Genomic DNA, 25,147 nt, shown 5'->3' with positions numbered 1-25,147 from the left:
TCGGGCCGGAGCCCCTACTCCGGAACCGGCGGCAGGGCGGCGGTGCGATGGCACCGCCGCCCTGATGCGTTCTGCATGAGCGCCGCCGACCGGCCATGAAAATGGCCCCGCCCCTCGATTGGAGGGACGGGGCCATGTTCAGCGTGCGACGCGGATCCCTGGCCTATGGCGCCTTGCGCGCCGTGGGATCGACGCTGCGGATCGGACGGTCGAGGCTGCGCAGCAGCGCCGCGGCGACCAGCGCGATCCCGCCCAGCATCGCGAAGAAGCGTGCCGGGTCGGTGTGGCTCCACAAGGTGCCGACGAGCCCGGCCGACAGGCTGCCGGTGAAGATCGCCAGATACCAGGCGGCGACGGTCGTCGCGCCGAGGCGCGGCGGCGCAAGCCGGGCGAACAGGCCGAGGCCGGTGGGGAGCACCAGCAGCTCGCCGAAGGTGAAGATCGCGAAGAACAGGACGAACCACAGCCAGGCGCTGCGTTCGCCGCCATCGCTCCAGGCGACCGCGGACAGCAGGAAATAGGCACCGGCCACCACCACGGCGCCCACCGCCATGCGCTTGGCGGGCGAGGTGTCGCGGCCCTCGTCCGCGCGGCGACGCCACCAGGCGAGCAGGGGCGGCGTCATCAGCATGACCAGCAGCGGGTTGAGCGACTGGAACCAGGTCATCGGGATCAGGAATCCGGCGACGCCGCGATCGAGACCGGTATCCGCCCACAGCGCGACGGTGTTGCCGACCTGTTCATATGCCCCGCGGAACACGGTGACCGACAGCGCGACGCCGACCAGCACCAGGAAAGTGCGGCGGTGGTCGGCCCAGCGCGTCGGCGGCAGATCGGGCGTCGCCTGGCGCGGCGCCTCGGGCGGCAGGTAGCGCTGGCCCCACAGATAGATCAGCAGGCCGGCGACCATGCCGATGCCGGCGGCGCCGAAACCGTAATGCCAGCCATAGAATTCGCCGAGCGTGCCGCAGATCAGCGGCGCGAGGAACCCGCCGATATTGATGCCGACATAATAGACATTATACGCCCAGCTGCGCCGCGGGTCGCCCGGGCCGTACAGGTCGTTGATCTGGCTGGGGAGGCTGGGCAGGAACAGGCCGTTGCCCAGCGCGATCGTGCCGAGCGCCACGTAGAACAGCGGTTCGAACGCCATCATGAAATGGCCCGCGGCCATGATGCTGGCGCCGATCACCACCGCGCGCCGCTTGCCCAGCAGGCGATCGGCGATGACGCCGCCGACGATCGGCGTGAAATAGGCGCAGGCGGTATAGGCGCCGTAGATGAACGACGCCTGCCCCTGCGCCAGCAGCAGCTCCTTGGTCATGTAATAGACCAGCAGCGCGCGCATGCCGTAATAGGAGAATTGCTCCCACATGTTCGTCAGGAACAGCACGGTCAGGCCGCGCGGCTGGCCGAACCAGGTGGGGTCCGCGGCGGCGGCGAGCGGCGCGCGGCTCATGCGACCAGCTCCTGTCCGGCACCCCATACCGCGTCGTCGCACCAGACGGTGCCGTCGCGGTAGATCAGGCCGGGGCTTCGGTCCTCCGCCAGGAAGATCGGGCCGTCGAGATCGACCACCTCGCACCGTTGTCCGACGACGAATCCGGGCGCGGCGCCCAGGCTGCTGCACACCATGCAGCCGACCATCACGCCCAGCCCCGCATCGCGCGCCGCATCGGCGATCATCAGCGCCTCGGTCAGGCCTCCGCACTTGTCGAGCTTGATGTTGAACACGTCGAACCGGCCGACCAGCCCGGCGACATCGGCCAGCGTCTGCGCGCTTTCGTCGGCGGCGATCGGGATCGGCGAGTCGAGCCCGTCGAGTTCGGCCTCGCGCCCGCGCGCCAGCGGCTGTTCGATCAGCGAGACGCGGGATGCGACCATCGCCGCGACGAGCGCGTCGAGATCGGCCGCGACGAACCCCTGGTTGGCGTCGACGCCCAGCCAGACATCGGGCCGCGCCGCGCGGATCGCGGCAATGCGCGCCCTGTCGAGATCGAGGTCGCCGGTCAGCTTGACCTTGATCGACAGCGCGTCGCGATAGGCGCGCGCCTGCTCCGCCATCGCCGCCGGGTCGCCGGCACCGATGGTGAAGGTGGTGCGCAGCGGCCGGGGGATGTCGAGTCCGGCAAGTGCCCAGACCGGCATGCCGCGCCGGCGCGCCTCCAGTTCCCACAGCGCAGCGTCGATCGCGTTGCGCGCGCCGCCGGCCGGCAGGATGGTCAGCAGTTCCTCGCGCGTCGCGCCCGCCTCGACCGCGCCGCGTGCCTGCTCGACCGCATCGATCATGAGGGGCACGTCGTCGCCGAGATAATAGACGCCCGACGCCTCGCCGCGGCCGACATGGGTGCCGTCGCCGATGGTGACGAGGATCGCGTCGCGGCCGTCGAAGACCTGGCCCGAGATGCGGAAGGGAGCGGCGAGCCGCAGTCGTTCGACTGCGACATCAAGCGTCAGGCGTGTCATCGGCGTGCACCATCTTCACGGGAAGAAACGCGAAATGGACCGGCCGGCGCTTCCCCCGCCGGCCGGTCCGGATGCCGCCGGAGCGGCACCTGTGTCAGTCGGCGGTCGCGCGGACGACGGTGCCGCCCTTCATCACGAAGGCCATGTGTTCGAGCACGCGAACGTCGCGCAGCGGATCGCCGCGCACCGCGACGATATCGGCCGCCTTGCCGCGCGCAATCGATCCGATCTCGTTCGACAGGCCCAGATGGTCGGCACCCCAGACGGTGGCCGCGCGGATCGTGTCGAGCGGGGTCATCCCCGCCTCGACCATCAGTGCGAATTCCTGGGCATTGTCACCGTGCGGCGAGACCGCCGAATCAGTGCCGAACGCGATCTTCACCCCGGCGCGGTGTGCGCGGCGCAGCGCGTCGACCATCAGCGGCCCCACGGTGCGCGCCTTGGCGCGGACGTTTGCGGGCATCCATTCGGCGGTTTCCGCCTGGCGCTTCACCGTGTCGCCCGCCAGCAGCGTGGGGACCAGATAGGCGCCCGACGCCTTGAACAGCCGGATCGATTCGGGGTCGAGATAGGTGCCGTGCTCGATCGAATCGACGCCGGCGCGCAGCGCGGCATTGACGCCGTCGGTGCCGTGCGCATGCGCCGCGACCTTGCGGCCGAGCCGGTGTGCGGTCTGGACGATGGCGACCAGTTCATCGTCGCTCATCTGCTGGCCCAGTCCGGCGGCCGTGTCGGACATGACGCCGCCGGTCGAGGCGGTCTTGATGATGTCGGCGCCCTGCTGCACCGCCAGCCGGACCGCGCGCACGCAGTCGTCAGCACCCGAACACAGCGTTTTCGGGCGCATCAGCTCCATGATCTCGCGGTTGAACCCATGGGCGTCGCCATGCCCGCCATGCGCCGCCACCGCGCCGCCGGCAACGATGCGCGGACCCGGCACCTTGCCCGCCGCGACCGCATCGCGCAGCGCGTTGATCGCATCGGGTCCGGAGCCGAGATTGGCGACGGTGGTGAAGCCCGCGCGGACCGTGCGATTGGCATATACGACGCCGTCCAGCACTTCGTCCGCGCTGGTCTTGGTCACCGCGTCGAGCCGGTTGCCCGCGCCCGATTCGAAGGTGATGTGGACATGGCTGTCGATCAGGCCGGGCAGCACGAATGCGTCGCGCAGGTCGACCACGTCGCCCTCGCCGACGAAGCCGTCGCGGATCTCGACGACGCGGCCATTCTCCACGACGACGGTCTTGCTCTTCTCGACGCGGCCGCTGGCCGGATCCGCCAGAAGCGTTCCGGCCTGGACATAGGTGCGCTTCGCCGCCGGCTTGTCCTGCGCCGCCGCCGGCTGGGCCGCTGCGGCAAGCGCAAGCGCCGCCAGGATGATCTTCTTCATCTTCCGCTCTCCCCTTGATGTCATGATCGTCGCGGTCATGCCGCGCGTCCCCAGATGTCCTCGCCGCACCAGGCATCGCCATTGGCATATCGGATCGCGGGCTGGCGGTCGGCGGCGAGGAAGATCGGCCCGTCCAGGTCGACGATGTCGCACAGCTGGCCGACGACGAAGGCAGGCGCCATCGACAGGCTGGTCGAGACCATGTTGCCGACCATCACGCCGAGGCCGAGTTCGCGGGCGCGGCGGGCGATCGCCAGCGCCTCGGTCAGCCCGCCGCACTTGTCGAGCTTGATGTTGACCACGTCGAAGCGGCCGACCAGCCCGTCGACATCGGCGAGCGTCAGCACGCTTTCGTCCGCGGCGATCGGGATGGCCGAGCGATAGCCGTCGAGATCGGCCTCGCGCCCGCGCGCCAGCGGCTGTTCGAGCAGCTTCACGCCCGCGTCGAGAAGCCCCGCTACCAGCCGGTCGAGCTGGTCGATGGCAAAGCCCTGGTTGGCGTCGACGCCGATCCAGCATTCGGGGCGCGCCGCGCGGACCGCCTTCACCCGGGCGAGGTCGAGGTCGAGATCGCCGGTCAGCTTGAGCTTCAGGGCGCGTGCCTGGGCAAAGTCGCGCGCCCCCTGTGCCATCACCTCCGGATCGTCGGCGCCCAGGGTGAAGGTGGTGCGCAGCGGGCAGGGCTCGGGCACGCCCGCCGCCTGCCACACCGGCACGCCGCTGCGCCGCGCCTCCAGCTCCCACAGCGCGCAGTCGATCGCGTTGCGCGCGCCGCCCGCGGGCAGCAGGCCCTGAAGATCGTCGCGGGTCAGGCCGGCTTCCACGGACTCGCGAACATTCTCGATCGCGGTGACCATCGCCGGCACGTCGTCGTCCAGATAATAGACGCCGGCCGCCTCGCCGCGCCCCTGGTGAACGCCGTCGGACAGGGTGACGACGACGACCGGCGCCTCGGTGAAGACATGGCCCGAGATCCGGAACGGCTTGGCGAGCGGAAAGGTCTCGACCATCACGTCGAGCGACAGGGCGGGGTTCGGGGTCATCGCGATCGGTCCTTCCGCGTTCATCGTGCGACCGCAGGCGGCAGCGCCGCCGCGATCCGGGAGAAATGCGTGTTCACGTCGAAGCGCTGGCCCTCCGGCGTCCAGCCCAGGCGGACGATCACCGCGTCGAGCGAGGGGATCGCGGCGACGACCTGGAAATTATGCCCGCGCGCCATGATCGCATCGGCCGGCAGTCCCGGGAACAGCCGCGCGGCCGGCCCGGTCTCGTCCCCCCGGTTCAGCCAGAATTGCGCGCTGTAGACGGGCCGCGGCGCCGCGGCGACGGGGGTGCGGACGATGTCGACCCAGGCGTCGGACAGGATTTGCCTGCCCCCGGCCCTGCCGCCGTTCAGGTACAGCAGGCCGAACCGCGCCCAGTCGCGCGCGGTGCCATAGGCATAGGAGCTGCCGACCATCACCCCGGCTTCGTCGGGCTCGATCAGCATGCCGGTCATCCCCGCCGGCTCGAACAGCCGGGTGCGGGCATAGCGGTTCATGCCCGCCAGCGTGCCGCCGGTGGCGCGAAAGACGATCGCCGAGAGCATATTGGTGGTGCCCGACGAATAGCTCCATTCGGTGCCCGGCGCCTTCGCCAGCGGCAGCGCCGCCGCGACCGCCGCCATGTCGCTCGCCTCGAACAACATGCGGATCGAGTCGGTGCCGGGGACGTAGGATTCCTCGAACTTCAGGCCGCTGGTCATCGTCAGCAGCTGGCGCAGCGTGATCCTGCCGCGCGGATCGCCCGGCTTCTGCCATTCGGGGATCGGCGCCGGCGCGTCGAGCTTCAGCACGCCGTCGTCTACCAGCAGGCCGATCAGCGTCGCGGCGATGCTCTTGCTGGCCGACCAGCCGAGCAGCCGGGTGTTGCGATCGAAGCCCGGAGCATAGCGTTCGGCGACGATCTCGCCGCCCTGCACCACCAGGATCGCGCGGGTGTCGGGAAGGCCGTCCTTGTTCTGCTCGGTGAACGCGCCCTCGACCGCCTTGTCCAGCGCGGCGCGGTCGATCGGGCGGCTGCGGCGGACGGTGTCGGGCCGGGCGGGCGCGTCGCCCATCGGCCAGGGCTTCGCCGCCTGCGACCGCATCGGCCGCAGCCCCGCGGCCTGGCGCAGCAGCGTCGGCCGGGCGACCGTGCCGGTCAGCAGCGTGCAGCCGACCTGCGGCCGGTACAGGGCGGTGCGCGTGCGGGCGCCGGGGGCGGATGCGGTGACGGTGCCCGCCTTGCGATCGACCGTGAGGGTGATCGCCCTGGTGAAGGGCGCATAGCCGAGGATATCCTCGCGCAGCACGTTCGCCTGAGTCCGGCCGCTGACGAAGATGCCCGCGCACGCGATCTGTGCGGATACGGCGGTGCCGAGATCGTCGGCCCCCGCGATCAGCCGGCCATCCTGTGCCGCCGCCACGCCGGGCGACGACCAGGCGAGCGCGGCAGCGGCGAGGCCGAGGACCGACCGGGTACGACGCGCGATCATGCCTTGCACTCGTGGCGCAGCACCGAGCCGGCGCGCGCGCCGGTGTGCCTGCCCTTGTCGATCGTGACGACGCCGTTGACGATCACAGTGTCGATCCCGGTCGGCAGCGCGGTGGGCTTGTCCCAGGTCGCGCCGTCGTCGATCCGGTCATAGTCGAAGATCACGATGTCGCCGCGCATCCCGTCGCGGATCAGGCCGCGATCGGTCAGCCCCATGCGCTGCGCCGGCCAGCCGGTCATCTTGCGCACCGCATCCTCCAGGCTGAGGATCGGGCGGCGCTTCACATATTCGGCGATGACGCGCGGGAAGGTGCCATAGGCGCGCGGATGGGGCAGGCCCAGCGCGTCGACCGCGCCCAGTTCCTGCGACGCGGCGGCGTCGCTGCCGATGCTGACCCAGGGCTGGCGCAGCGCGGTCTCGATGTCCTGCTCGCTCATCATGAAATAAAGCGCGACCGACCGGTTCGGCAGGCCCTCGAGCAATATGTCCCAGGCCGCATCGGCGGGATGGCGGTTCAGCGCCTTGCCGATCTGCTCCAGGCTCTGGCCGTGATACTGGCGGTACTTGTCGCTGAAGCCGTTGGCGAGGCGGACATTGGCCCAGCCGCCCGAGGCGTGGACGAGGTTCGACCAGCCGGGCATCGACCCGGCCGCGACCTCGCGCTTCATCCGCTCGCGCAGCTTCGGATCGCGTAGCCGCTCGATCCCCTTCTGCACCCCGTCGGCCCATACCCAGGTCGGCGCGATGATCTCGAGCCCGGTGCCGCCCGCAGTATAGGGATAGAGATCGGCGGCGATGTCGACGCCGCGCGCGCGGGCGGCGTTGATCGTCGCGATCGCCTGCGGCATCAGCTTGCCCCAGCCCGGCGCATAGGCCGCCTTGAGGTGAAAGATCTCGACCTTCACCCCGCCCTTCTCGCCGATCTCGACCGCTTCCTCGATCGCCTTGACCAGCCCCTCGCTCTCGTCGCGCATGTGCGTGGCGTAGAATCCGTCACAGCGTGCCGCGACCTTGGCCAGCGTGACCAGGTCCGACGTGCTCTGGAAGCTGCTGGGCGAATAGATCAGCGCGCTGGTGATGCCGAACGCGCCGTTGCGCATCGCGGTCATCACCTCGGTGCCCATCGCGTCGAGCTGGGCCGGGGTCGGCGCGCCCGCGCCGTCGCCCATCACCGTCACCCGGGCCTGGGTCGAGGAATAATAGGTGCCGAAATTGACCGAGATGCCCTGCGTCTCGAGCTGGCGGAAATAGTCGGGGATCTTCGCCGCCTCGACCGGGGTCCCGCCTTCGCCGGCGATGACGGTGGTGACGCCCATGCGCAGCTTGTTCTCGGCGGCGCCATTGGCCAGCAGGACGCGGCCCGACTGGTCCATCATGTCGATGAAGCCCGGCGAGACATAGCGGCCGGTCGCATCGATCTCGGTCTTGCCGCGCCCGGGAACGGTGCCGATGCGCACGACCCGGCCGTCCTTCAGCGCGACGTCCGCCTTCACCCAGGGATTGCCCGCGCCGTCGAGCACGCGGCCGCCGCGGATGACGATGTCATAGTCGGGCGCCGCGCTGTTCGAGACGAGCAGGACCGCCGCGACCAGGCAGCCGAAAATCTTGCGCTTCATCTTCCTTCTCCCCTTCATCGTGCCGCCATTGTGCCGGCGCGCACCTGACCCACGACGTCCCGGACCGCGGCGATGACCGTGTCCGGCCGGTCGTATTGAATGTAGTGGCCGGCATCCGGCACCAGCTGCTGCCGGCTGCGCGTGGACAGCGCGGCGATCTCGCCGTTCAGCGTGGCCCAGCGCTGCTTGAACCGCGCGCCCTCCTCGGGTGTCAGGCCGAGCGCCTTCAGTTCCGCCGGGGTGGGCGGCTTCATCGCGGTCAGCACGACCAGCGGACGATCCCCCAGGGTGCGGACGGCGCGCGCGGCATCCATCGTGCGATCGAACCCGGCAAGCTCGGCCCTGGCGCCCCGGATCGAGCTGCTGGCATAGGCCGCCATCCGCTCGCGGTCCCGCGCCGACAGCAGCGGCGAGCCGGTGCCGGCGGCCAGGAACCGGACCAGGCCGGTCCAGGACAGCGCCGAGGCGGTGTCGACCACGGCGGATACCTTGCCCGGATGCATGTTCGTCCGGGTCACCTTGCCAAGTTCGACGACCTGGTCCGGATGCGAGGAGTCGACGAAGACGAGCCCGGCGACTTGGTCGCCGTAGCGACCGGCATAGGTCCGGATATAGGGTCCGCCGATCGAATGGCCGACCAGCACCAGCGGATCGGTGATCCCGGCCGCCTTCAGCGTGGCGTGGAGATCGTCGGCGACCGCGACGGCATCCTGCGGGCCATCCTTCGCGTCGCTCCACATGATCCCGGCACGGTCATAGGCGCAGGCGCGCGTGACCCTGGCGACCTGCTCATGGACCAGGCTCCATTCGACCGACCCGCCCGAGCCGAGCCCCGCTTCGAAGACGACCGTCGGCGATCCGGTGCCGCGGCAATCGATGTGGATGCTGCGCCCGCCGATATCGACGCGCTTGCCCGGCGGCGGGAAGTCGCGCGCGGCAGCGCGGCGGCCCAGCGCCTCGTAGATCGCGCCGACGATGACGACCAGGATCAGCAGGGCGAGCAGCCCCAGCAGGATCCGCTTCGCCCAGCGCCATGCGCGCCGCCATCCGGTGACCCTGGTCATTCGCCCCTCCCCTGCCCGGTCGCGGTTCGCGCCGGTCCGTTCGCTTCGGCTGCAGGGGCGGCGACGCTCATGCCAGGCAGGCGTCGACCAGGCGCGCGAACGCGTCGCCCCCGCGGATCGGATCAGCCACCGGCAGGCCGAGCCGGCGGCTCTCCTGAGCCATCAGCGCCTCGGCCGCGTCCGCATCCAGATGCGCGGTGTTGAACGACAGCCCGGCACAGCGGATCGCGGGGTTGGTCCGCGCGCCCATCCGCAGGTTCAGCTCGATCGTCTCCTCGATGCTCGGCAGTGCATAGCCGGGCGCGCCCAGCACGTGCGTGCGGCCCGGCTGGTGGCAGACCACGATCACGTCGGGCTGGCTGCCGTGGAGCAGGCCGAGCGACACACCGGCATAGGCCGGGTGGAACAGCGATCCCTGTCCCTCGACCACGTCCCAGTGGTCGGGCGCCGCATCGGGGCTGAGCAGTTCGGCGGCACCCGCGCCGAAATCGGACACGACCGCATCCATCGGCAGGCCGCCGCCGGCGATCATGATGCCCGTCTGGCCGCTTGCGCGGAAATCGGCGTCGACGCCGCGATCGGCGAAGGCGCGGGCCAGCGCCAGCGCGGTATATTTCTTGCCCAGCGCACAATCGGTACCGACGGTCAGCAGCCGCTTGCCGCTGCGCTTGGCGCCATTGGCGACGGTCAGCCCCTCGGGCGGATGGCGCACGTCGATCAGCCGGCGTCCCAGCCGCTCGGCCGGCTCGGCCAGGCCCGGCACGTCGCGCAGCCGGACGTGCATGCCGCTGACCAGGTCGAGCCCGGCCTCCAGCGCCTCGATCAGCGCGGGGACCCAGTTCGGAGGAATCACGCCGCCGCCATTGGCGACGCCGATCAGCATCGATCGCGCGCCGGCCGCTTCTGCCTCGGCAGGCGACAGTGCCTGCAGCCCGGTAGTCACGCTGGCGCCGGCCAGGCGATATTCGCCCATGCACTTCTCCGGCGCCCAGTCGCGCAGGCCATAGGCGGTCTTGGCATAGCCGCCCTCGGTCGTGTCGCCGAGGAAAAGCAGATAGGGCTGCGGAAGCTGCAGCGCGCCGATGGCGATGTCGTTCTGTGCGATGGTCACTGCTGGCCCCCGGATAGTCTCTGACGGGAGCCGCAACCGGCCCCTCTCCATATCCACTGGATATTTTCTGATTAGGATCATTGCAAGCCTAATCAGAAAACTTGGGTCAGAAATTCAGCCCGAAGCCGATGAGATGGAAGCCGATCGCGACCCACAGCAGGACGAGCGCGCACAACGGCACCACGATGCTCCACAGCCGCGCCAGCCAGCCGCGCTTTCCGTGCCAGACGAGCCAAGCGTTCCACAGCGACAGGCCGAGCAGTCCGACGAAGATGATCGGCGTCGCCAGCTGAAGCAGGATGAGCGCCCAGTCGAGCTGGCCGCCGAGATTGTCGAAGCCGGACAGGAGCTGCTGCAGGAACATGAACCAGCCGAGGAAGACCGCCACCGCCAGCGCGGCGAAGGCACGCGTGAAACGATGGCCGCGCAGCGCCGTGCCGGAAAGCGGGGATGTCGCGCCATAGCGGCGGCGCACCAGCGCAGCGACCGGCCAGGCAAGTGCGGTAAGCAGCAACGCCGCAAGGCTCAGCAACAGTGCCGGCGTCAGCCATGCGGTTGAAAGTGCCGCCGACACCGGTTCGAACACCATGAAGGGTGAGGAATCGAGGCCGAAGCGGACGACCTTGCCATTTTCCACCACCGCGGCGAGGCGCATCCGGCCAGTCGCGTCACGCCAGACGAACGGCTCGATCTCGACCCATTTGCGGACCTGCCCGCCCAGGCCCGCCGAGGGCGTGAAGCGGATACCGCCCTCGCCGTCCGAGGTCACCTTCACCTGGCCGGCGAGTTCCAGGACCTTCAGGAACGTCGTCTCGAACCGGCGCGACTTGTTGTAGGTGCCGATCATCATCCGCGCATGGAGGCGCGCCGTTTCGGCATCGACGCGGCCGTCACGCGGTTCCGCGGGGTAATAGCGGTCGGCAAACCCGTCCAGCAGGTCGCTGCGGATCGCGCCCGACACCTTGTCGCTGCCGGCCGCGTTCATCGAGAAATAGATGCCCAGCCTTTCCTGCGGGAACATCCACAACTGGCTGTGGAACGCGAGCGTGTCGCCGGCATGCGACAGGACCCGGCGGCCGTTGATATTCTGTTCGTAGAAGCCCAGCGCCATGCCGTTCAGCCCCGGGATGCCGAGCGTCCGGCGCTGCATCAGCGCTTCGGTCTGCGGCTTCAGCAGCGGCCCGCCGTCCGCGAGGTGCGCGATCAGAAAGCGGCCCATGTCCGCACCGGTTGCGCTCAGCGCCCCCGCCGGCGACAGGCTGTTCATCTCGAACTTGCCCGCCGGCCCCGATCCCAGGAGATAGCCGGACGCCATCAACGGACGCAGCGACGGGGGCAGCGGCTGGCGGAAGCTGGAATGCGCCATCCCGGCGCGCGCGAAGATGTTGCGCTCGGCATAGTCGGCGAACGGCATGCCCGAGACGCGCTCGACGATATAGCCCGCCAGCGCGGTCCCGTAGTTCGAATAGGCCGGGGTCGTGCCGGGGTCGAAGATGCGCGTCGGCGTCCAGCGCTTCAGCACCGCGCCGAGCGGCGGCATCCCGGCCGGATCATAGCTGTTCAGCCCGCGCTGCGCCTCCTCGAAGCCGGCGCTGTGCGTCATCAGGTTGCGCATCGTGATCGGCTTGCCACCCCGCGCCGGGATGGTGAAATCGAGATAGGCGTTCACGTCGCGGTCGAGATCGATCTTCCCCTGTTCGACCAGTTGCATGACCGCGGTCCAGGTGATCGTCTTCGAGATCGAGGCCTGACGGAACAGCGTGCGTTCCGGATCGACCGGCTTGCGCGAGGCGACATCGGCATAGCCGAAGCCGCGCTGGGTCAGCACCTTGCCGTCCTTGACGACGACGACCACCGCTCCGGCGGCGTCGCCGCGCTGCAGGGCATAGGGCAGATAGCCGTCGAGCCACGCATCGACATCGGCCTTCGTCAGCGGGGCAGCACCGACGCGCGCCGTCGGAGGCGTTGCGGGCGCGGCGGCGGCGGGCGCCTGTGCGGGCGCCTGTGCGCGGACACCGCCGGTCATCGCGCCGGACGTCGCGACCATCGCCGCCAGCACCGCGGCAAAGGCGGCCTTACCGAATTTCCCCATCATCCCACCCCGCGACTCATGTTTCAATTTATGAAACATTTTTCATATCGGGCAGATTGAGGGTCGATCCAGAAATTTGTCAAGCGAATGCATCCGCCGCAGCGGACGGCCGGGCTCGGCGATGCCGAATTTTCAGGGGACCGGGTCGGGCAGCGGCTGGAGGCGGGACTTCAGATCGGCATCGGTGGCGGAACAGACGCTCAGGATCCGGCAGGGTCCCTCGCTCACCGCGACATAGCCATGGCCCATCGATCCGTCGAAATAGATCGAGTCGCCGGTCCTGAGCAACGAGGGCGAATACAGGTCGCTGTGAAACTCGCACTCGCCTTCCAGCACCAGCGCATATTCCTCGCCGGTGTGGCGCATCAGCTCGCCGAACGCCTCGATCGAGCGGACCTTGATCTCGATGATCATCGGATTCAGCGTCTTGTTGAGCAGTTCGGCGGATGGATAGGTGTAGTTATAGGTCGCGGTCTTGATCGACGGCCCCTGCCCGGCCGGCGTGATGCTGCGCCGGCCGGTGGCAGCGTTGACAACCGGGCCAGGGGCGGCGGGCCCGGACGATGCGAACAGGCGCGCGATGTCGACGTCGAGACCCCGGCTGATCCGCAGGAGCTTTTCATAGCTCAGCGACATCTTGCCCGTCTCCACCTTGGAAAGGGTCGAGACCGGGATCCCGGTCCGCTCCGCGACTTCCGCGAGCGTCCAGCCATTGGTGGAGCGGATCTGGCGCAGGACCGTTCCGGGCTGGGTATCGACAGCGGTCAGCGCAGTGTCCGACGGCAGGTCGCGACGGCGGGAAACGGGCATTTCAATCCTTTCAACCGATTTCCCGATCTTGCACAATTTCGCTATTCTGTCTCTCCCGTCGTCGCCCAGGTGTCTGGCCGCGAAGCCTTTTCGCCCGCGGCGGAGACTATGCCCTCCGCGTGACGTCACCATGTCGGCTTTCGGGTCCGGGCCCGGAACGCTCGGCTCAATGGCCCTTGCGGGTCGATCGCTTGCCCATCTGCCGGTCGAAGGCGGCCAGGACCTTGCCGGCCGCACCCGCCACTGCGGCATCGATGCTCGCGGCCTGCTGGACCGCGGACACGGGCGGCATTCCGGCGGGGCGGACCTCGATCGCACAGCGTTTGTCGATCCCGCCGCGCGGGCCGTTGATATCGCCGACATGAACCTCGACGCGCGTCAGGCGCGACGAGATGCGGTCGAGCCGACGCAGCGTGATGTCCTCGACCCGCGCCGCCATCTCGGCATTGCCGGGGGTCTGGTTATCGGAATTGAACTGGAACTGCATGATTACCTCGTCTCTATCGTGTGTCGCGGACCGCGCATTCAGTCGTCGCGTTCTTGCCGTGCGCGCGGGGCGGGCGTCGCCGTCGTGCGTGCCGGGGACTGAGCCGCCCGCTGCGACCGCGCCCTGCGCATCTCGGCGATCCGGCCACGCCGGTTCACCGTGCGGAGTCGCCGGATCCTTGTCATCGAACGAATCTCGAACGCCCCAGCGCCGGGCGATGGCCTTCGGCATCGAAGGCGCCGGATGGCGGATAGTCGCGCCGCGGCAGCGATGCCGGCCCCTCGTTGGGATGATCGCCGGTCTCCGGATGGTCGGAGATACCGGCGTTCGCCTGTTTCGCGTCGAGGGCCGCAGCGCTCAACCTGGCCTGATCGTCAGATCGCGGATCGGTCATGATTGCTCCTTATCGAGAGCGCGAACGACCGGGAGGCGCCGATGAGGCACCGGGACGTTCACGCATGTCGCCAATTCGCCGTCCATCCCGCCGAACGGGGACACGATCCTGAACCGTGGCAGGTCGCTTCATGGACCCGGCCCTGCAATCCTCGGGGAGGATCGCGTCGGCCGGCAGCACCCACTTGTTCTCGAACGGACCTCGGCGCGGATCGTTCCGCCCGCATCGACGCGCGACCCGCGCGATACCGGCTCAGCGGGTCCAGCGGATCCAGGCCGACACGGCAAGCAGCGCCACTGCCGGCAGGCCGAGGGCGGCGGCGACTGCGGGCAACGCCGGTGCCGCCGCCGGCCCGGAAGCCGCGCCGGCAAAGGCATAGACCCCGCCCAGTCCGATGTCCGCCAGCGCCGCCGCGGCGATCAGGGGCATGCGCCGTCCGCCGGCGCTGCCCAATGCGATCACCGATGCCTCGGCAAGCACCGGCACCGCCCGGCACAGCACCAGCGCCAGCACGCCGTGACGGCGCGCCCAGCCGGTGAATTGCGCATAGCCCGTCTCGCCCAGCATCCGCCGGGCGACCGGGGTCCCCGCCTGGCCGAGGAACAGCCCCAGGATGCATCCGATCGTCAGGCCGGTCGCATTGACCAGCGCGCCTGCCGGGCCGCCCAGCATCGCGCCCATTGCGGTCGCGACGACGCTCGACGGCACCGGAAGCACGATGTCGAGGGCCAGCAGGGTCGCGCCGCCAATGGCAGCCACCCCCCGCTGGCCGGACAGGATGTCATCGCTGACCCGTTCCAGCGGGCCGCCGACGAGGAAGAAAGGGACCAGGACCAGGGAAAGCAGCAGGAGGGCAGCGCCCAGCAGCCTCGGCACCGTGCGGGGTGCCGCGATCATGCGGGTGCCCGGTACGGAACGCGCGTCCCCGGGAAGCGAGTGGCGGTCCGGAGCCCGCCCGGGCGCAACCGCGACGGTCGCGGCCCGCCCTCTCCCGCGGCGCCTATTGCGGTTTCCACCGGCCGATATCGCCCCAGGTCGGCGCCCGCTTGACCGGTGCCGCCCCCGCCTTCAGTCCCGGCGTCGCCTCCTGCGGCGGCTGGAACAGCTGGCACGCGGGAAGCGTCGTCGGATCGATCCCCGCGACCTCGGACCAGACGTCCTGGCTCGGCTGGGTCGAGGCGAAATTGACGTAGTTCTGGCTGACGTAGGGCGCGTTCGCCGGTGCAAAGGGATAGCCGGAGAAATAGAAGGACTGCGGCATCACCTCGCCCTTCGCGTTCGTCTGAAAGCCATAGCCGAACAGGATCCCGCCCTGCTCCGTGAGGTCCGGGCTCGCGCCGACCTGCATGACATAGCCGTTCACCGCATTGACCCAGAAGGAATAGCCCTGTCCGCCGGGGCCGATGCGCGCGCTGTCCTCCTTGCTGTAGGGAAGGTGCGACACGAAGTCGCGCCGCGGCGGATGGTTCATCCCCGAAAACAGGCACAGCTTCGGCATCCAGTCCGGTCGGCCCTCCCCGGCGACGAAATAGGCGGTGTTGCCGAGCGAGATGAACTTGCACGAATAGTGATTGTCGAGCGGGAAGATCGGCAGGCAATATTCGTCATACCGCTCCTCCATCGCCCCCTCGCCCGACTTGCCGCGCCAGGTGGAGTCGTAGAAGGTACGGCCCCGCGACGTCTGGTAGGTCGCGCCCTGGGGCGGCTTGCCGCGATAGGGCGGTGGATATTTGCCCGCATCCGGCCCATAGACCCGGTACATCGTCCAGTCGGATTGCCAGAAGGCGGGCCAGACCGGATCGGCGGGCTCGCCCGGCTCGCGCTTGTAAACGCAATTCTCGACCTGGCACGGGCTGACCTCGGCGGGATTGTGCGTGCCATAGGTCTGATAGGTCTGGGCCATGGCGGACGGCACGGCCATCGCGCCCAGTCCGATCACGGTCGACAACGCCAGTATCTTCTTCATCAGCCCCTCCCAGACTCAATATCCGCAGGCAAAGCCATAGTGAAACGGGACCGCTCGGCAGGAGCGGGCACCGCGATTCAATATAAGGATACGATGGAGTCGCACATCGCGACGACTCTCCCCCATTCGACATCAGCTTATGAACTCGCGGGCATCACATCAACGACCTCAATCATCAATTGAGACCGGAATGGCGTCGATATCCAATTGACCTTTATTTCGGTTCGATGATCTGATCCGCGGGCGGTCAACCTCGCCGGACCATGACGGCGGCGTCGGGATCGCGGTAGCGGCCGGCGGCCGACAGGGGGAATGACCGAGATGATCAAGCTTGTATGGCGCGAACCCGAAAGCCTGGCCGACGTCCAGGCGCTGGTTCAGGGCGCGATCGACATCGAGTTCTCGACGCTGCCGCCCTATCTCTATGCCTCGCTCACCATCCTGCCCGACACCAACGCCCCGGCCAAGGCGCGGCTGCAGTCGGTGATCATGCAGGAGATGATCCACATGTGCCTGGCGTGCAACGTCATGAACGCGATCGGCGGCACCGTGGAGATCTCGCCCCCCTCCTATCCCGGCAACCTGCCCCATTCGGTGGGCGGCAGCCTGGTCGTCCATCTCTATCCCTTCTCCGAAGCGGCGATGGACCAAGGCATGGCGATCGAGGCGCCGCTGGAGCCGATCGATCCCCGAACGCTCCTGCTGTCGGCTGGCGACCAGGACGTGGTGACGATCGGCGTCTATTACGAACGGCTGAAACAGGCGCTCCAGGCGCTCCCCGCATCCGACTGGACGCCCGATCGCAACCAGGTCGACGATGCCCAGTTCTTCCAGGGGCAGGTGTTCGCGGTGAACAGCTATGACGACGCCTGCAACGCGATCGACCAGATCGTCTCCGAGGGCGAGGGAACGCCGAAGACCCCGGAGGTCCAGGGAAGCCCGCTCGATTTCCAGAACGAGCTCGCCCATTATTACCGCTTCTGGGAGATCAAGCGGAACCAGGTCCTTCAGAAGGACATCTCGGCCGAGAAGAACGACTCCGGCTATGTCTGGGGCGGCCCGCTCGGCGTCGATTGGTCTGCGGTCTATCCCGCCATCCCCGACCCCGAACAATATGATTTCAGCCAGGAATCGGCCGCGGTCCAGCTCACCCAGGCCAACTGTAACATCGCCTATACCGCGATGGTCGATGCCCTGACCGCCGCCTTCAACGGCGGCACCGGCCAGCTCGGGGTGGCGGTCCGCGCCATGTTCGACCTGCGCATGGCGGCGATCGCCGCGCTCAATACCCCGCTGAAGGACGGATCGGTCGCCGGCCCGGCCTTTATCGTCGATCGGATCATCGACGCCGACGCCACCCGGATCGGAGAGGCAGCATGAGCATCCTCGAATTCCCCCGCATCTATTTCAGCGGCGAGATCAGCTGGGATCCCGTCACCACGAACAACAACACCTATCAGGACTGGACCGCCAATTATGACGAGGTCGGCGCCGATCCCCAGCTGAACGGCAACCCGCTCCTGCCGACGCAGGTGTCCAGCTATCGCCAGGCGGCGATCGACCAGATCGCGACGCAGAACTGGAATCCGGCCGGGACCTATCGCTCCAACTTCTACAATTGCCGCGTGTCCGGCGTGGATACGGGGGGCGGGCTGAAGACCGACGACCCGTTCGTCGGCGCCCCGGCCAACTTCTCCGGCATGCTCATCGATGCCGAGCCCTATGGCCCCTATTCGTCCCAGCTGTTCTTCGATTCGCTTCACCTGGGCATCGACGGCGGCTGCCGGATCCTCGGAACCCCGGTGCGCCGGTCCAGCGACCGGTACATCAACTTCTTCGCAAATCGCGCGAACGCCGTCATCGCCGGCGTCGCCTCGGTCCTGTGGCAGGCCTGCTATGCCTGGGATCCCGATACGCTGAAGATCGATGCGTTCGACTCGCCCGCGCTCCAGGCGCTGCTCGCCGCCATGGCCGAACCCGGTGTGAAGGGGGTGATGACCCGCTTCTGCACCTATCGGACGATCTATTATGACGATCTGAGCCTGGCCGGCGGTTCGGACGAGGCGATGGAGGCCCAGGCGAAGGCGCTGATGGCGAAGTTCGCCGCCGGCGGCTTCCAGCCCAATCCGGCACGCAGCCTGCTGGTCGGCACCGCCGGGCTGTGGCGCGAGGGCGATCCGATGCACGAACCCGGCGACCGCGCGCTGGTCACCACCAATGCGATGATCCCGGTCCCCAATCTCTCGAAGCCGATCCCCTTCGGCACCGCATGGGCGCGGGTCGACGGGCAGCGCCTCGCGCTCGATCTGACCAACGCCGTGCCGTGGAATACCGCGACGCCGGACAAGGCGAACCTGGGCAACCTGTACCTGTCCGCCGGCGACATGCCGCTCGCGACGCTGACGCCCGACCAATATGGCCAGGCTGCCTATCTCGCCACGTCCGGCCTGGTCGATGTCGCGCTGCCGGTCTCGGACGCCCCGCTCGACCTCGGCGACATCACCGTGTCGGTCGATGTCGACGGGGTCCGCACGACAGTGCTGGCGGAACAGGCGCTGCGAGCGATCCCGATCGAGCCCAATCTCTATGTGACGCAGAGCGACCCGGCGATCGGCCAGGCGCAGGTCTACGATCGCGGCGTCCCGGCCGGAGCCGGCATCAAGGTCACGATGACCGAAGTCGGTTCGATGGAGAACCAGCCGGTCAGCGCACAGACCGATGCGAAGGGCCTGGTCGGCTTCCCGCTCAAGACCACCGCCCCGACCGTCACGGCACTGGTCTTCCAGCCGGGCGACGACCCGGTCCTGCCGGTGACCGCCAACGCTTTCAACCCGCAGGTCTTCACCTATATGTATCTGCGCGTCCTGCCCAACGACGACGATATCGCAAAGCTCGATCCCAGCTGGGACAATGTCTACGCCAAGGTCCTGTCCTATTGGGAGGCGATCGCCCCCTGCATGGACAATTGGCTGCGGCTTGGCGACGAGGCCCAGGTGCGCGCCTATGCGCCCGTCATCAAGAAGCTGACCGATCCCGACTATTTCGAGCGATTCCGCTTCATGCCGGTGACGCGGGACCTGACCCGCGGCCAGCGGACGTTGCTCTACAATTTCCTCGACGGGACCCAGCCTTCGGCCAGACTTCTGGGTGCGGAGGAACCCGAGTCAGCTGCGGCGGCGCCCCCGCCCGACTTCGCCACCCTGGCCCGCCAGATGCGCTGAGCGACCGTTGAGTTTCAGGACCGTTTCGGCAGCACTTGCCGTGCTGGCCGCGATGCCCGTCGCCCAGGCCCAGACCCTCGCCCCGGAGGACGGCGAGGACGGGATCGTCGTCACCGCGTCGCGCACCGGGAGCGATCCCGGCACGACGATCGCCGACCGCGAGACGATCGCGCGGCGGCAGCCGGCATCGCTGCTCGAGGTTCTGGAGGATCTGGCCGGCGTCACCGCGTTCTCGACCGGCGGGCCGGCGGGCGGCAGCTTCCTGTCGATCCGCGGCGGCGAGCCCAATTTCACCGCGGTGCTGATCGACGGCGTCCGGCTGAACGACCCGACGAACAGCGCGGGCGGGGCGTTCGACTTCACGCTGCTGGACCCGTCGATCGTCGATCGGATCGAGGTTTCGCGCACCGCCGGATCGGCCGTCCATGGCTCCGATGCGCTGTCCGGCGTCGTCCAGATCGTGACGCGCGATCCCGGTGCCGCCGGCGTGACGGCGGGCGGCCAGGCATGGCTGGACACGCGCAGCGGCGGCGCGGCCTCGGCGAGCCTGTCCGGCGCCTGGGCGACGGGCGGCGTGATCCTCTCGGGCGGGCGCTATGACAGCGGCGATTACCGGGACGAAGGCAGCCTGCGCCGCAACCAGTTCTTCGCCAAGGCGGTGCAGCGGGTGGCTGACTTCCGGATCTCGATGACGGCTCTGCGCGCCGAAACGCGCGGGACGCGCTTTCCCGAGGACAGCGGCGGGCCGTTGCTGGCGGTCATTCGCGATCGCGAGACGCGCAGGGGGCTGCTCAGCCTCGGCGCCCTGTCGCTGACGCGCGATCCGGAGGCTGCGCTGCGCCCCAGCCTGTCGGTCGCCTGGACGGTCCAGCGCGGGTCCAGCGTGTCGCCCCCGATCGCTCCAGGCGTGCTGGACGGCGTGCCCGCGGTAACGGCGCGGGATCGCTTCGGCCGGCTCGAGGCGATCGGGTCGGTCGCGGGCGATCTCGGCCCGCTGACGCTTTCGGGCGGCGGCGCGATCCTGCGCGAGGACGGCCGCAGCGTCGGCACGCTGGATTACGGGTTTCCGCTGCCGGTCGCTTTCTCCGTCACCCGCATCACGCATAGCGGCTTTGCCGAGGCCACGCTTCGCATTCCCCAGGGCCTGCAGGTCGGGGGCGCGATCCGCTACGACAGGCTGCAGGGCGGAAGCGGCAACTGGACCGGGCGCGGCAGCCTGAGCTGGACGCTGGCGCCATCGGGCCTGCGGCTGTTCGCGCATCTGGCACACGGCTACAAGCGCCCCAGCCTCTACGCACTCGGCCATCCCCTGATCGGCAATCCGGCGCTTGCGCCCGAGACGAGCCACAGCCTCGACGCCGGGATCGAAGCCGCCCTGCCGGCGGGTCGGGTTAGCCTCACGCTGTTCGACAATCGCTTTCGCGACCTAATCGACTTCGACCCGGTCCAGTTCCGCCTGGTCAACCGCGCCCGCGTCGGCACGCGCGGCATCGAGGGCGCGCTGTCGCTGACGCTGGGGGGACCATGGTCGCTTTCCGGCGCGATCACCTATCTGTCGCTGGACAGCGACACGCCGCTTCGCGGTCGCCCCGAATGGCGCGGCACCCTCCGCCTTGGCTGGGACAAGGGCCCCTGGCGGGCGGACGCGACCCTGCGCGCCAACAGCGACTGGAACGACAGCTCGATCCCGACCGGCGCGCGCGTCACCCCGGGCCATGCAGAGGCCGATATCGGTGTCGCCTATCGGCTGACCGATCGCGTTCGACTGCGGCTGACCGCGCGCAACCTGGGCGACAATCGCAGTTGGGACGCGGTCGGCACGCCGGCGCCTGGCCGAAGCGGGAGGCTGTCGATCAGCGTGGAGTGAAGCCGTGCCGGGCGCACAGGCCCTGCAGCTCCAGGACCTTGGGATGCTGCGCGCCATATTGGCGGCGGAATCGGGGCAGGCCGGCGCAGGATTGGCGTTGCTGTTCGCGGGCGGCGCTCGGGCCCGCTTCCTGCGCGCGCGCCTGCCGCGGGCGCGTCGGCTCTGGGTTGGAAGCGGTCTTAAGACTACCGCGCTGATTCCGGTTCGGTTGGCGCGCGAACGTGACGCAAATTCTTCGGATCAGCAGCGCCGATGATCGGATGCTTACCGTCCAGGTCACGCTGAAGGGCGCGATCTTAGCCAGGCGCCTCCGGGAGAGGACCAGTGTGCCGCCCGGCACGAAACTGCCGGCAGTCTCAGTCGGACGCGGGTCTTAGGCGAGCTTCGCGCTCAGCATGAAACGGGCGCGGCTCTCCGCCGACCGCTGCCTCAGTTCGGCGATTTCACGTTGCTCGGTCGCGTCCAGCATCGCCTCGATCAGCCTGCTGAAATGCTGACGCATCGCCAGGCGAGCGGCCTGTGGATCGCGGCGCGCAAGCGCATCGACGATCGCGCCATGCTCGTCATGACGCTGGCGACTGTCGTGATGACAGACCGACGAGTGCGTCTGGCGAACTTCCGCAATCTCGGTACGAAGCCGCCACAGCGACTCGACAACGTGGATGATGGCCTTGTTGCCGGAGGCTGACGCGATGGTGAGATGGAAAGCGCGATCGACCGTCGTCACCTCCTCGTCGTCCATGCCCTCCTGGGACATTTGTTCGAGCAGATCGCGCAGTACGGCGATGTCGGAATCCGAGATGATCGGCGCAGCCAGCGCAGCCGCCTCGGACTCGAACAACGCCCTGGCCTCGGTCAGTTCGAAAGCGCTGACCACGGGCAGGTGTTCGCCCCCGCCGCTCGGGGTGTCGGCGACATAGACCCCCGAACCGGTCTTGATCCGCAGTCGCCCGCTCGCCTGCAACGCGATTTCAGCCTCGCGGATCGTCACGCGGCTGACGCCGAAACGCTCGGACAATTCGCGCTCGCCGGGCAGGCGCGATCCGGGCGGAAACGCACCCTGTTCGATCAGCGCCACGATCTGCTCGGCGACATCCTGGAAGAGGCGGCGGCTTGTCATCCGGACTAGCAATTCCCTCGCTGCAACATGGAATTGTCATACCACTTGCCGGGACGGACGCAAGCCGCCCCGGCGGATCCAAATCACAGTCGAATGCGCGCGCCGATGAAGTATTTCGGCCCGTAGAAATGATATTGGCGGCTGCTGCCATAGACCGGCATGTCGGTGACCTTGGGATCGTTGAATATGTTCAACGCCTCGAACCGCAGCGATACGTTGCGATTGATATTGTAGGAGGCGCGAAGATTGATCAGGTTCGATGGCCTGACGAAGCGCAGCTGGGAATTGCCGCCGACGAAATCCTGATAATAGCTCGAGCGATAGGTATAGACGCCCGAGAGCGACAGCCCGCCGATCTGGTAATAGAGCTGCGCCGAGGCCACATGCTTGGACGATCCCGACAGGCCGGCAGGCGGAATGATGCCCGGTGTCACCAGACCCGATTCCGGGTCGAGCACGTCGCCGAGGCGGATATCGTAATTCTTGAAGCCGACATCGGCATAGCTGTAGCTGAGTTTCGCGCCGAGCCCGTCGAGCGGCTTGGGCAGCCAGGAAAAGCGGTTCGACAGCGTGACATCGAAGCCGATCACCCGGCTCTGCTCGTCGCTGTTGGTGCGCTGCGTCACCGGCACGGTCACGTCCTGCTCATCGATCTCGAACTGCTCGTCGATCAGGACCGGCACGAAGCCGCCGACGAACCTCTTGTAGAAGAAGGTGCCTGCCAGGATGGTGTCGCGGTTGGGATACCATTCGAGCGACAGGTCGCCGTTCCAGGACATGATCGGCTTGAGGCTCGGCGAGCCGTCCGCCACGATCTCGCCGATTGCGTCGGAGATCGAGGTGAATGCCGTGCCGTCCTCTAGCGTGATCGTCCGCCCCGCCGCGAGGTCGCTCGGGCCGGGGCGAGACATGCCGCGATAGCCGGCGACGCGCGCGATCAGCTTCGGCGTCAGTTCGAAATTGGCGTTGATGCTCGGCAGCAACCGGAAATAGCTGTTGGTGAGCACCTGGCTATCGAAATCGCCATTCTCGACCAGCCGGATCGAACCGTCCGAATTCGTCACGACATCGAGGCCCGAGCGCAACCCGATCGAGCGCAAATCGGTCTGGACCGCACGAACGCCGAAATTGCCGCGGATCGGCAGGTTGCCGATACTGCCTTGATAGGTGGCCATCGCATAGCCGGCCCACACCTTCTCGGTGACGTCGGCATTGTCGACCGCGCGAAGGTCGTCGTTCGCGCCCGGATCGAGCGTGCCGAGATAGCCCTGGAACTGGCAAAGCGTGTCGAACGTCGCCCAATGGGTGATCGACTGCGCAGGCGCATCCGCCAGATAGTCCTGCTGCGGGAAGGCGCGACGGCAGGCGAGATTGACGTCGCGGTCGACCGTACGCGTGTCCTGGGTGATCTCGACCAGGTCGTTGATGTTCTCGTACCTGCGGTGCGAATAGCGACCGCCGATCTCGAAGCGCTTCAGGAAGCCGCCATCGACTTCGTAGGCAGCATCGACACGGGCGGCGAAGATCCTGTCCTGCTTGAATTCGAGGTCGCGCCGCAGACGGGCATCGTCGCTGTAGAGTGCCCAATTATCGACGGCGAAGCGCGGATCGAGGGTGATCACCGCGGCATAGCCGCCGCTCGCATCATAGGTGTACGGCACGCGCTGATTGTTCAGCGGGGTGCGGACATTGTCGATGTCGAACGGATCGGTTCGCAACCGGGTGCTGCGCTGGAGCGTGGTGCGCTTCGTCTGCGAGTAGGAAATGTCGGTCGACAGGGTCAACCGGTCGCTCGCCTTCCACGAGATGTTGCCGCCGCCGCCGATATATTCCTCGTTGCGGTCGAGCACGGTACCGTTCGCCTCGAGCGACGTCAGTCCTGACATGGAGATCAGGCGGTGCTGGTCGTCATAGACGATGTTGCGCAGCTGATAGCGCGTCTCGGACAGATTGAGATCGTGCCGGTCCTCGCGATAGTCGCGATTGGAATATTGCAGGTCCAGATTGACGTCGATCCGATCGTTGGGCTGCCACTGGACCGACCCCATGAAGGCGTCGCGCGTGTCCTGCTCGGTGATCTGGCGGAAGGTGATCGAATTGGGCACCAGGACGAACGGCGTGCCGGCATTGCCCTGCGCGCGCGTCACTTCGGTGCAGTTGCCCGCGACAGGAAGCGTCGGGTTGCACGCCACCCAGGTCGAGCTCGCCGCATAGGTCTCTTCGGGATTGTTCACCGCATTGCGCTGGAAGCCTAGCGCGATGCCGATCTCTCCCAATCCACCGAGCTTGAATTGATCCACATAGGAGATCGTGCCGCGCCAGCCCCAGGCGCCTTCGCCGGTGATCTTGTCCTGATAGGGGTTGTAGTTGGCCTTGGCCTCGAGCTGGATCGAGCGCTTGCCATAATCGAGCGGGCGTAGCGTGCCGAGCTCGATCGTCCCGGACACGCCGCCCTCGACCAGATTGGCCTGTTGCGACTTGTAGATCTTGATGCCGTTGACCAGCTCGGAGGGGAACTGGTTGAAGTTGACCGCGCGGTCGCCGCTGCCGTTGCTCGCCTCACGGCCATTGAAGGTGGTGGCGCTGAGGAACGATCCCAGACCGCGGAGCGAGATCTCGGTCGCCCCGCCCTTTTCCTGGTGACTGGTCGCGCCGGTGATCGTCTGGATCGCCTCGCCGATCGACAGCGCAGGCAGGTCGCCGATGTCGTTCGAGCTCAGCGCATCGACAATCGCATTCTCTTCGCGCTTGATGGCGTTCGAGGTCTCGATCGTCTCGCGCACGCCGGTCACGATGATCGCGTTGTTCTCCTCGGTCTCATCGTCGATTTCCGTTTCTTCGACCGCTGCGGTCTGAGCCGAGCACGGTGTGGCCGCCGCCAGGCACCACAGTGCGGCGCCGCCGACAAACATCGACTTGCGTATCGCCACGCCACGCGCCGACTGGATCTTGCCCCTCATTTCATCCTCCACCGTATTTTTATGCAAACTGGATTGATGAAGGTTGCGGCACCTGTCAAGCCGGTTAC

Annotated in this window: 19 protein-coding genes; 3 read left to right on the top strand and 16 right to left on the bottom strand. The window is 68.0% G+C overall.

Going from position 1 to position 25,147, the window contains the following annotated elements:
* Nucleotides 1-163: 163 nt before the first annotated feature.
* The 14 genes from TPR58_RS14620 to TPR58_RS14555 all read right to left on the bottom strand — a co-directional run bounded on the left by TPR58_RS14620 (nt 164) and on the right by TPR58_RS14555 (nt 15,911).
* Entirely contained in the window at nt 164-1,459 is a 1,296-nt protein-coding gene (locus TPR58_RS14620; protein ID WP_346247436.1) for a peptide MFS transporter, read from the bottom strand.
* A complete protein-coding gene (locus TPR58_RS14615; protein WP_346247435.1) occupies nt 1,456-2,466 on the bottom strand; it encodes a dipeptide epimerase in 1,011 nt (336 codons plus the stop codon). The genes TPR58_RS14620 and TPR58_RS14615 overlap by 4 nt, the downstream gene beginning before the upstream one ends.
* A gap of 94 nt (nt 2,467-2,560) precedes the next feature.
* Nucleotides 2,561-3,856, bottom strand: a complete 1,296-nt coding sequence (locus tag TPR58_RS14610; RefSeq protein WP_346247434.1) for a metal-dependent hydrolase family protein — start codon at nt 3,854-3,856, stop codon at nt 2,561-2,563.
* Nucleotides 3,857-3,891: 35 nt separating this feature from the next.
* Nucleotides 3,892-4,899, bottom strand: coding sequence for a dipeptide epimerase (locus TPR58_RS14605; protein WP_346247433.1), 1,008 nt, complete (start codon nt 4,897-4,899; stop codon nt 3,892-3,894).
* Between the two features lie 20 nt (nt 4,900-4,919).
* Complete coding sequence (locus TPR58_RS14600; RefSeq protein ID WP_346247432.1) at nt 4,920-6,371, bottom strand: serine hydrolase domain-containing protein; 1,452 nt, start codon at nt 6,369-6,371, stop codon at nt 4,920-4,922.
* Nucleotides 6,368-7,987 (bottom strand): N-acyl-D-amino-acid deacylase family protein, encoded by a 1,620-nt coding sequence (locus TPR58_RS14595; protein ID WP_346247431.1) that lies wholly within the window; start codon nt 7,985-7,987, stop codon nt 6,368-6,370. Before TPR58_RS14595 ends, TPR58_RS14600 begins: the two co-directional genes overlap by 4 nt.
* A 14-nt stretch (nt 7,988-8,001) precedes the next feature.
* A complete protein-coding gene (locus TPR58_RS14590; protein ID WP_346247430.1) occupies nt 8,002-9,051 on the bottom strand; it encodes an alpha/beta fold hydrolase in 1,050 nt (349 codons plus the stop codon).
* Nucleotides 9,052-9,118: 67 nt separating this feature from the next.
* On the bottom strand, nt 9,119-10,162 hold the full coding sequence (locus TPR58_RS14585; protein ID WP_346247428.1) for an N-acetyltransferase DgcN family protein: 1,044 nt from the start codon (nt 10,160-10,162) through the stop codon (nt 9,119-9,121).
* A 106-nt stretch (nt 10,163-10,268) separates the two neighbouring features.
* Nucleotides 10,269-12,254, bottom strand: coding sequence for a serine hydrolase domain-containing protein (locus TPR58_RS14580; RefSeq protein WP_346247427.1), 1,986 nt, complete (start codon nt 12,252-12,254; stop codon nt 10,269-10,271).
* Nucleotides 12,255-12,386: 132 nt separating this feature from the next.
* On the bottom strand, nt 12,387-13,064 hold the full coding sequence (locus TPR58_RS14575; protein WP_346247426.1) for a helix-turn-helix domain-containing protein: 678 nt from the start codon (nt 13,062-13,064) through the stop codon (nt 12,387-12,389).
* Nucleotides 13,065-13,230: 166 nt separating this feature from the next.
* Nucleotides 13,231-13,551 carry an HPF/RaiA family ribosome-associated protein gene (locus TPR58_RS14570; RefSeq protein ID WP_346247425.1) on the bottom strand — a complete coding sequence of 107 codons (321 nt, stop codon included), beginning with the start codon at nt 13,549-13,551 and terminating at the stop codon, nt 13,231-13,233.
* A 181-nt stretch (nt 13,552-13,732) separates the two neighbouring features.
* Nucleotides 13,733-13,945 (bottom strand): hypothetical protein, encoded by a 213-nt coding sequence (locus TPR58_RS14565; RefSeq protein WP_346247424.1) that lies wholly within the window; start codon nt 13,943-13,945, stop codon nt 13,733-13,735.
* Nucleotides 13,946-14,197: 252 nt separating this feature from the next.
* Nucleotides 14,198-14,842, bottom strand: a complete 645-nt coding sequence (locus TPR58_RS14560; RefSeq protein WP_346247423.1) for a VTT domain-containing protein — start codon at nt 14,840-14,842, stop codon at nt 14,198-14,200.
* 103 nt (nt 14,843-14,945) lie between these two features.
* On the bottom strand, nt 14,946-15,911 hold the full coding sequence (locus TPR58_RS14555; protein WP_346247422.1) for a hypothetical protein: 966 nt from the start codon (nt 15,909-15,911) through the stop codon (nt 14,946-14,948).
* A gap of 321 nt (nt 15,912-16,232) precedes the next feature.
* Here TPR58_RS14555 and TPR58_RS14550 point away from each other — a divergent pair, with 321 nt between their 5' ends.
* From TPR58_RS14550 to TPR58_RS14540, 3 genes are read left to right on the top strand one after another with little or no spacing between them, the layout of a single operon-like run.
* Complete coding sequence (locus TPR58_RS14550; RefSeq protein WP_346247421.1) at nt 16,233-17,291, top strand: ferritin-like domain-containing protein; 1,059 nt, start codon at nt 16,233-16,235, stop codon at nt 17,289-17,291.
* The gene (locus tag TPR58_RS14545; protein WP_346247420.1) at nt 17,288-19,132 is read left to right on the top strand and encodes a hypothetical protein; all 1,845 of its coding nucleotides are present in this window, start codon (nt 17,288-17,290) and stop codon (nt 19,130-19,132) included. The genes TPR58_RS14550 and TPR58_RS14545 overlap by 4 nt, the downstream gene beginning before the upstream one ends.
* 7 nt (nt 19,133-19,139) lie before the next feature.
* The gene (locus TPR58_RS14540) at nt 19,140-20,999 is read left to right on the top strand and encodes a TonB-dependent receptor plug domain-containing protein (RefSeq protein ID WP_346247419.1); all 1,860 of its coding nucleotides are present in this window, start codon (nt 19,140-19,142) and stop codon (nt 20,997-20,999) included.
* 373 nt (nt 21,000-21,372) lie between these two features.
* On the opposite strand, the gene TPR58_RS14535 is transcribed toward TPR58_RS14540, so the two are convergent.
* Together TPR58_RS14535 and TPR58_RS14530 are read right to left on the bottom strand one after the other, a co-directional pair.
* The gene (locus tag TPR58_RS14535; protein ID WP_346247418.1) at nt 21,373-22,119 is read right to left on the bottom strand and encodes a FadR/GntR family transcriptional regulator; all 747 of its coding nucleotides are present in this window, start codon (nt 22,117-22,119) and stop codon (nt 21,373-21,375) included.
* 83 nt (nt 22,120-22,202) lie between these two features.
* A complete protein-coding gene (locus tag TPR58_RS14530; RefSeq protein ID WP_346247417.1) occupies nt 22,203-25,079 on the bottom strand; it encodes a TonB-dependent receptor in 2,877 nt (958 codons plus the stop codon).
* Nucleotides 25,080-25,147 lie beyond the last annotated feature (68 nt).

It is taken from the genome of Sphingomonas rustica (assembly GCF_039652585.1).
In the GTDB taxonomy this organism is placed as follows: domain Bacteria; phylum Pseudomonadota; class Alphaproteobacteria; order Sphingomonadales; family Sphingomonadaceae; genus Sphingomonas; species Sphingomonas rustica.
This window is presented reverse-complemented; position numbering and strand designations above follow the sequence as displayed.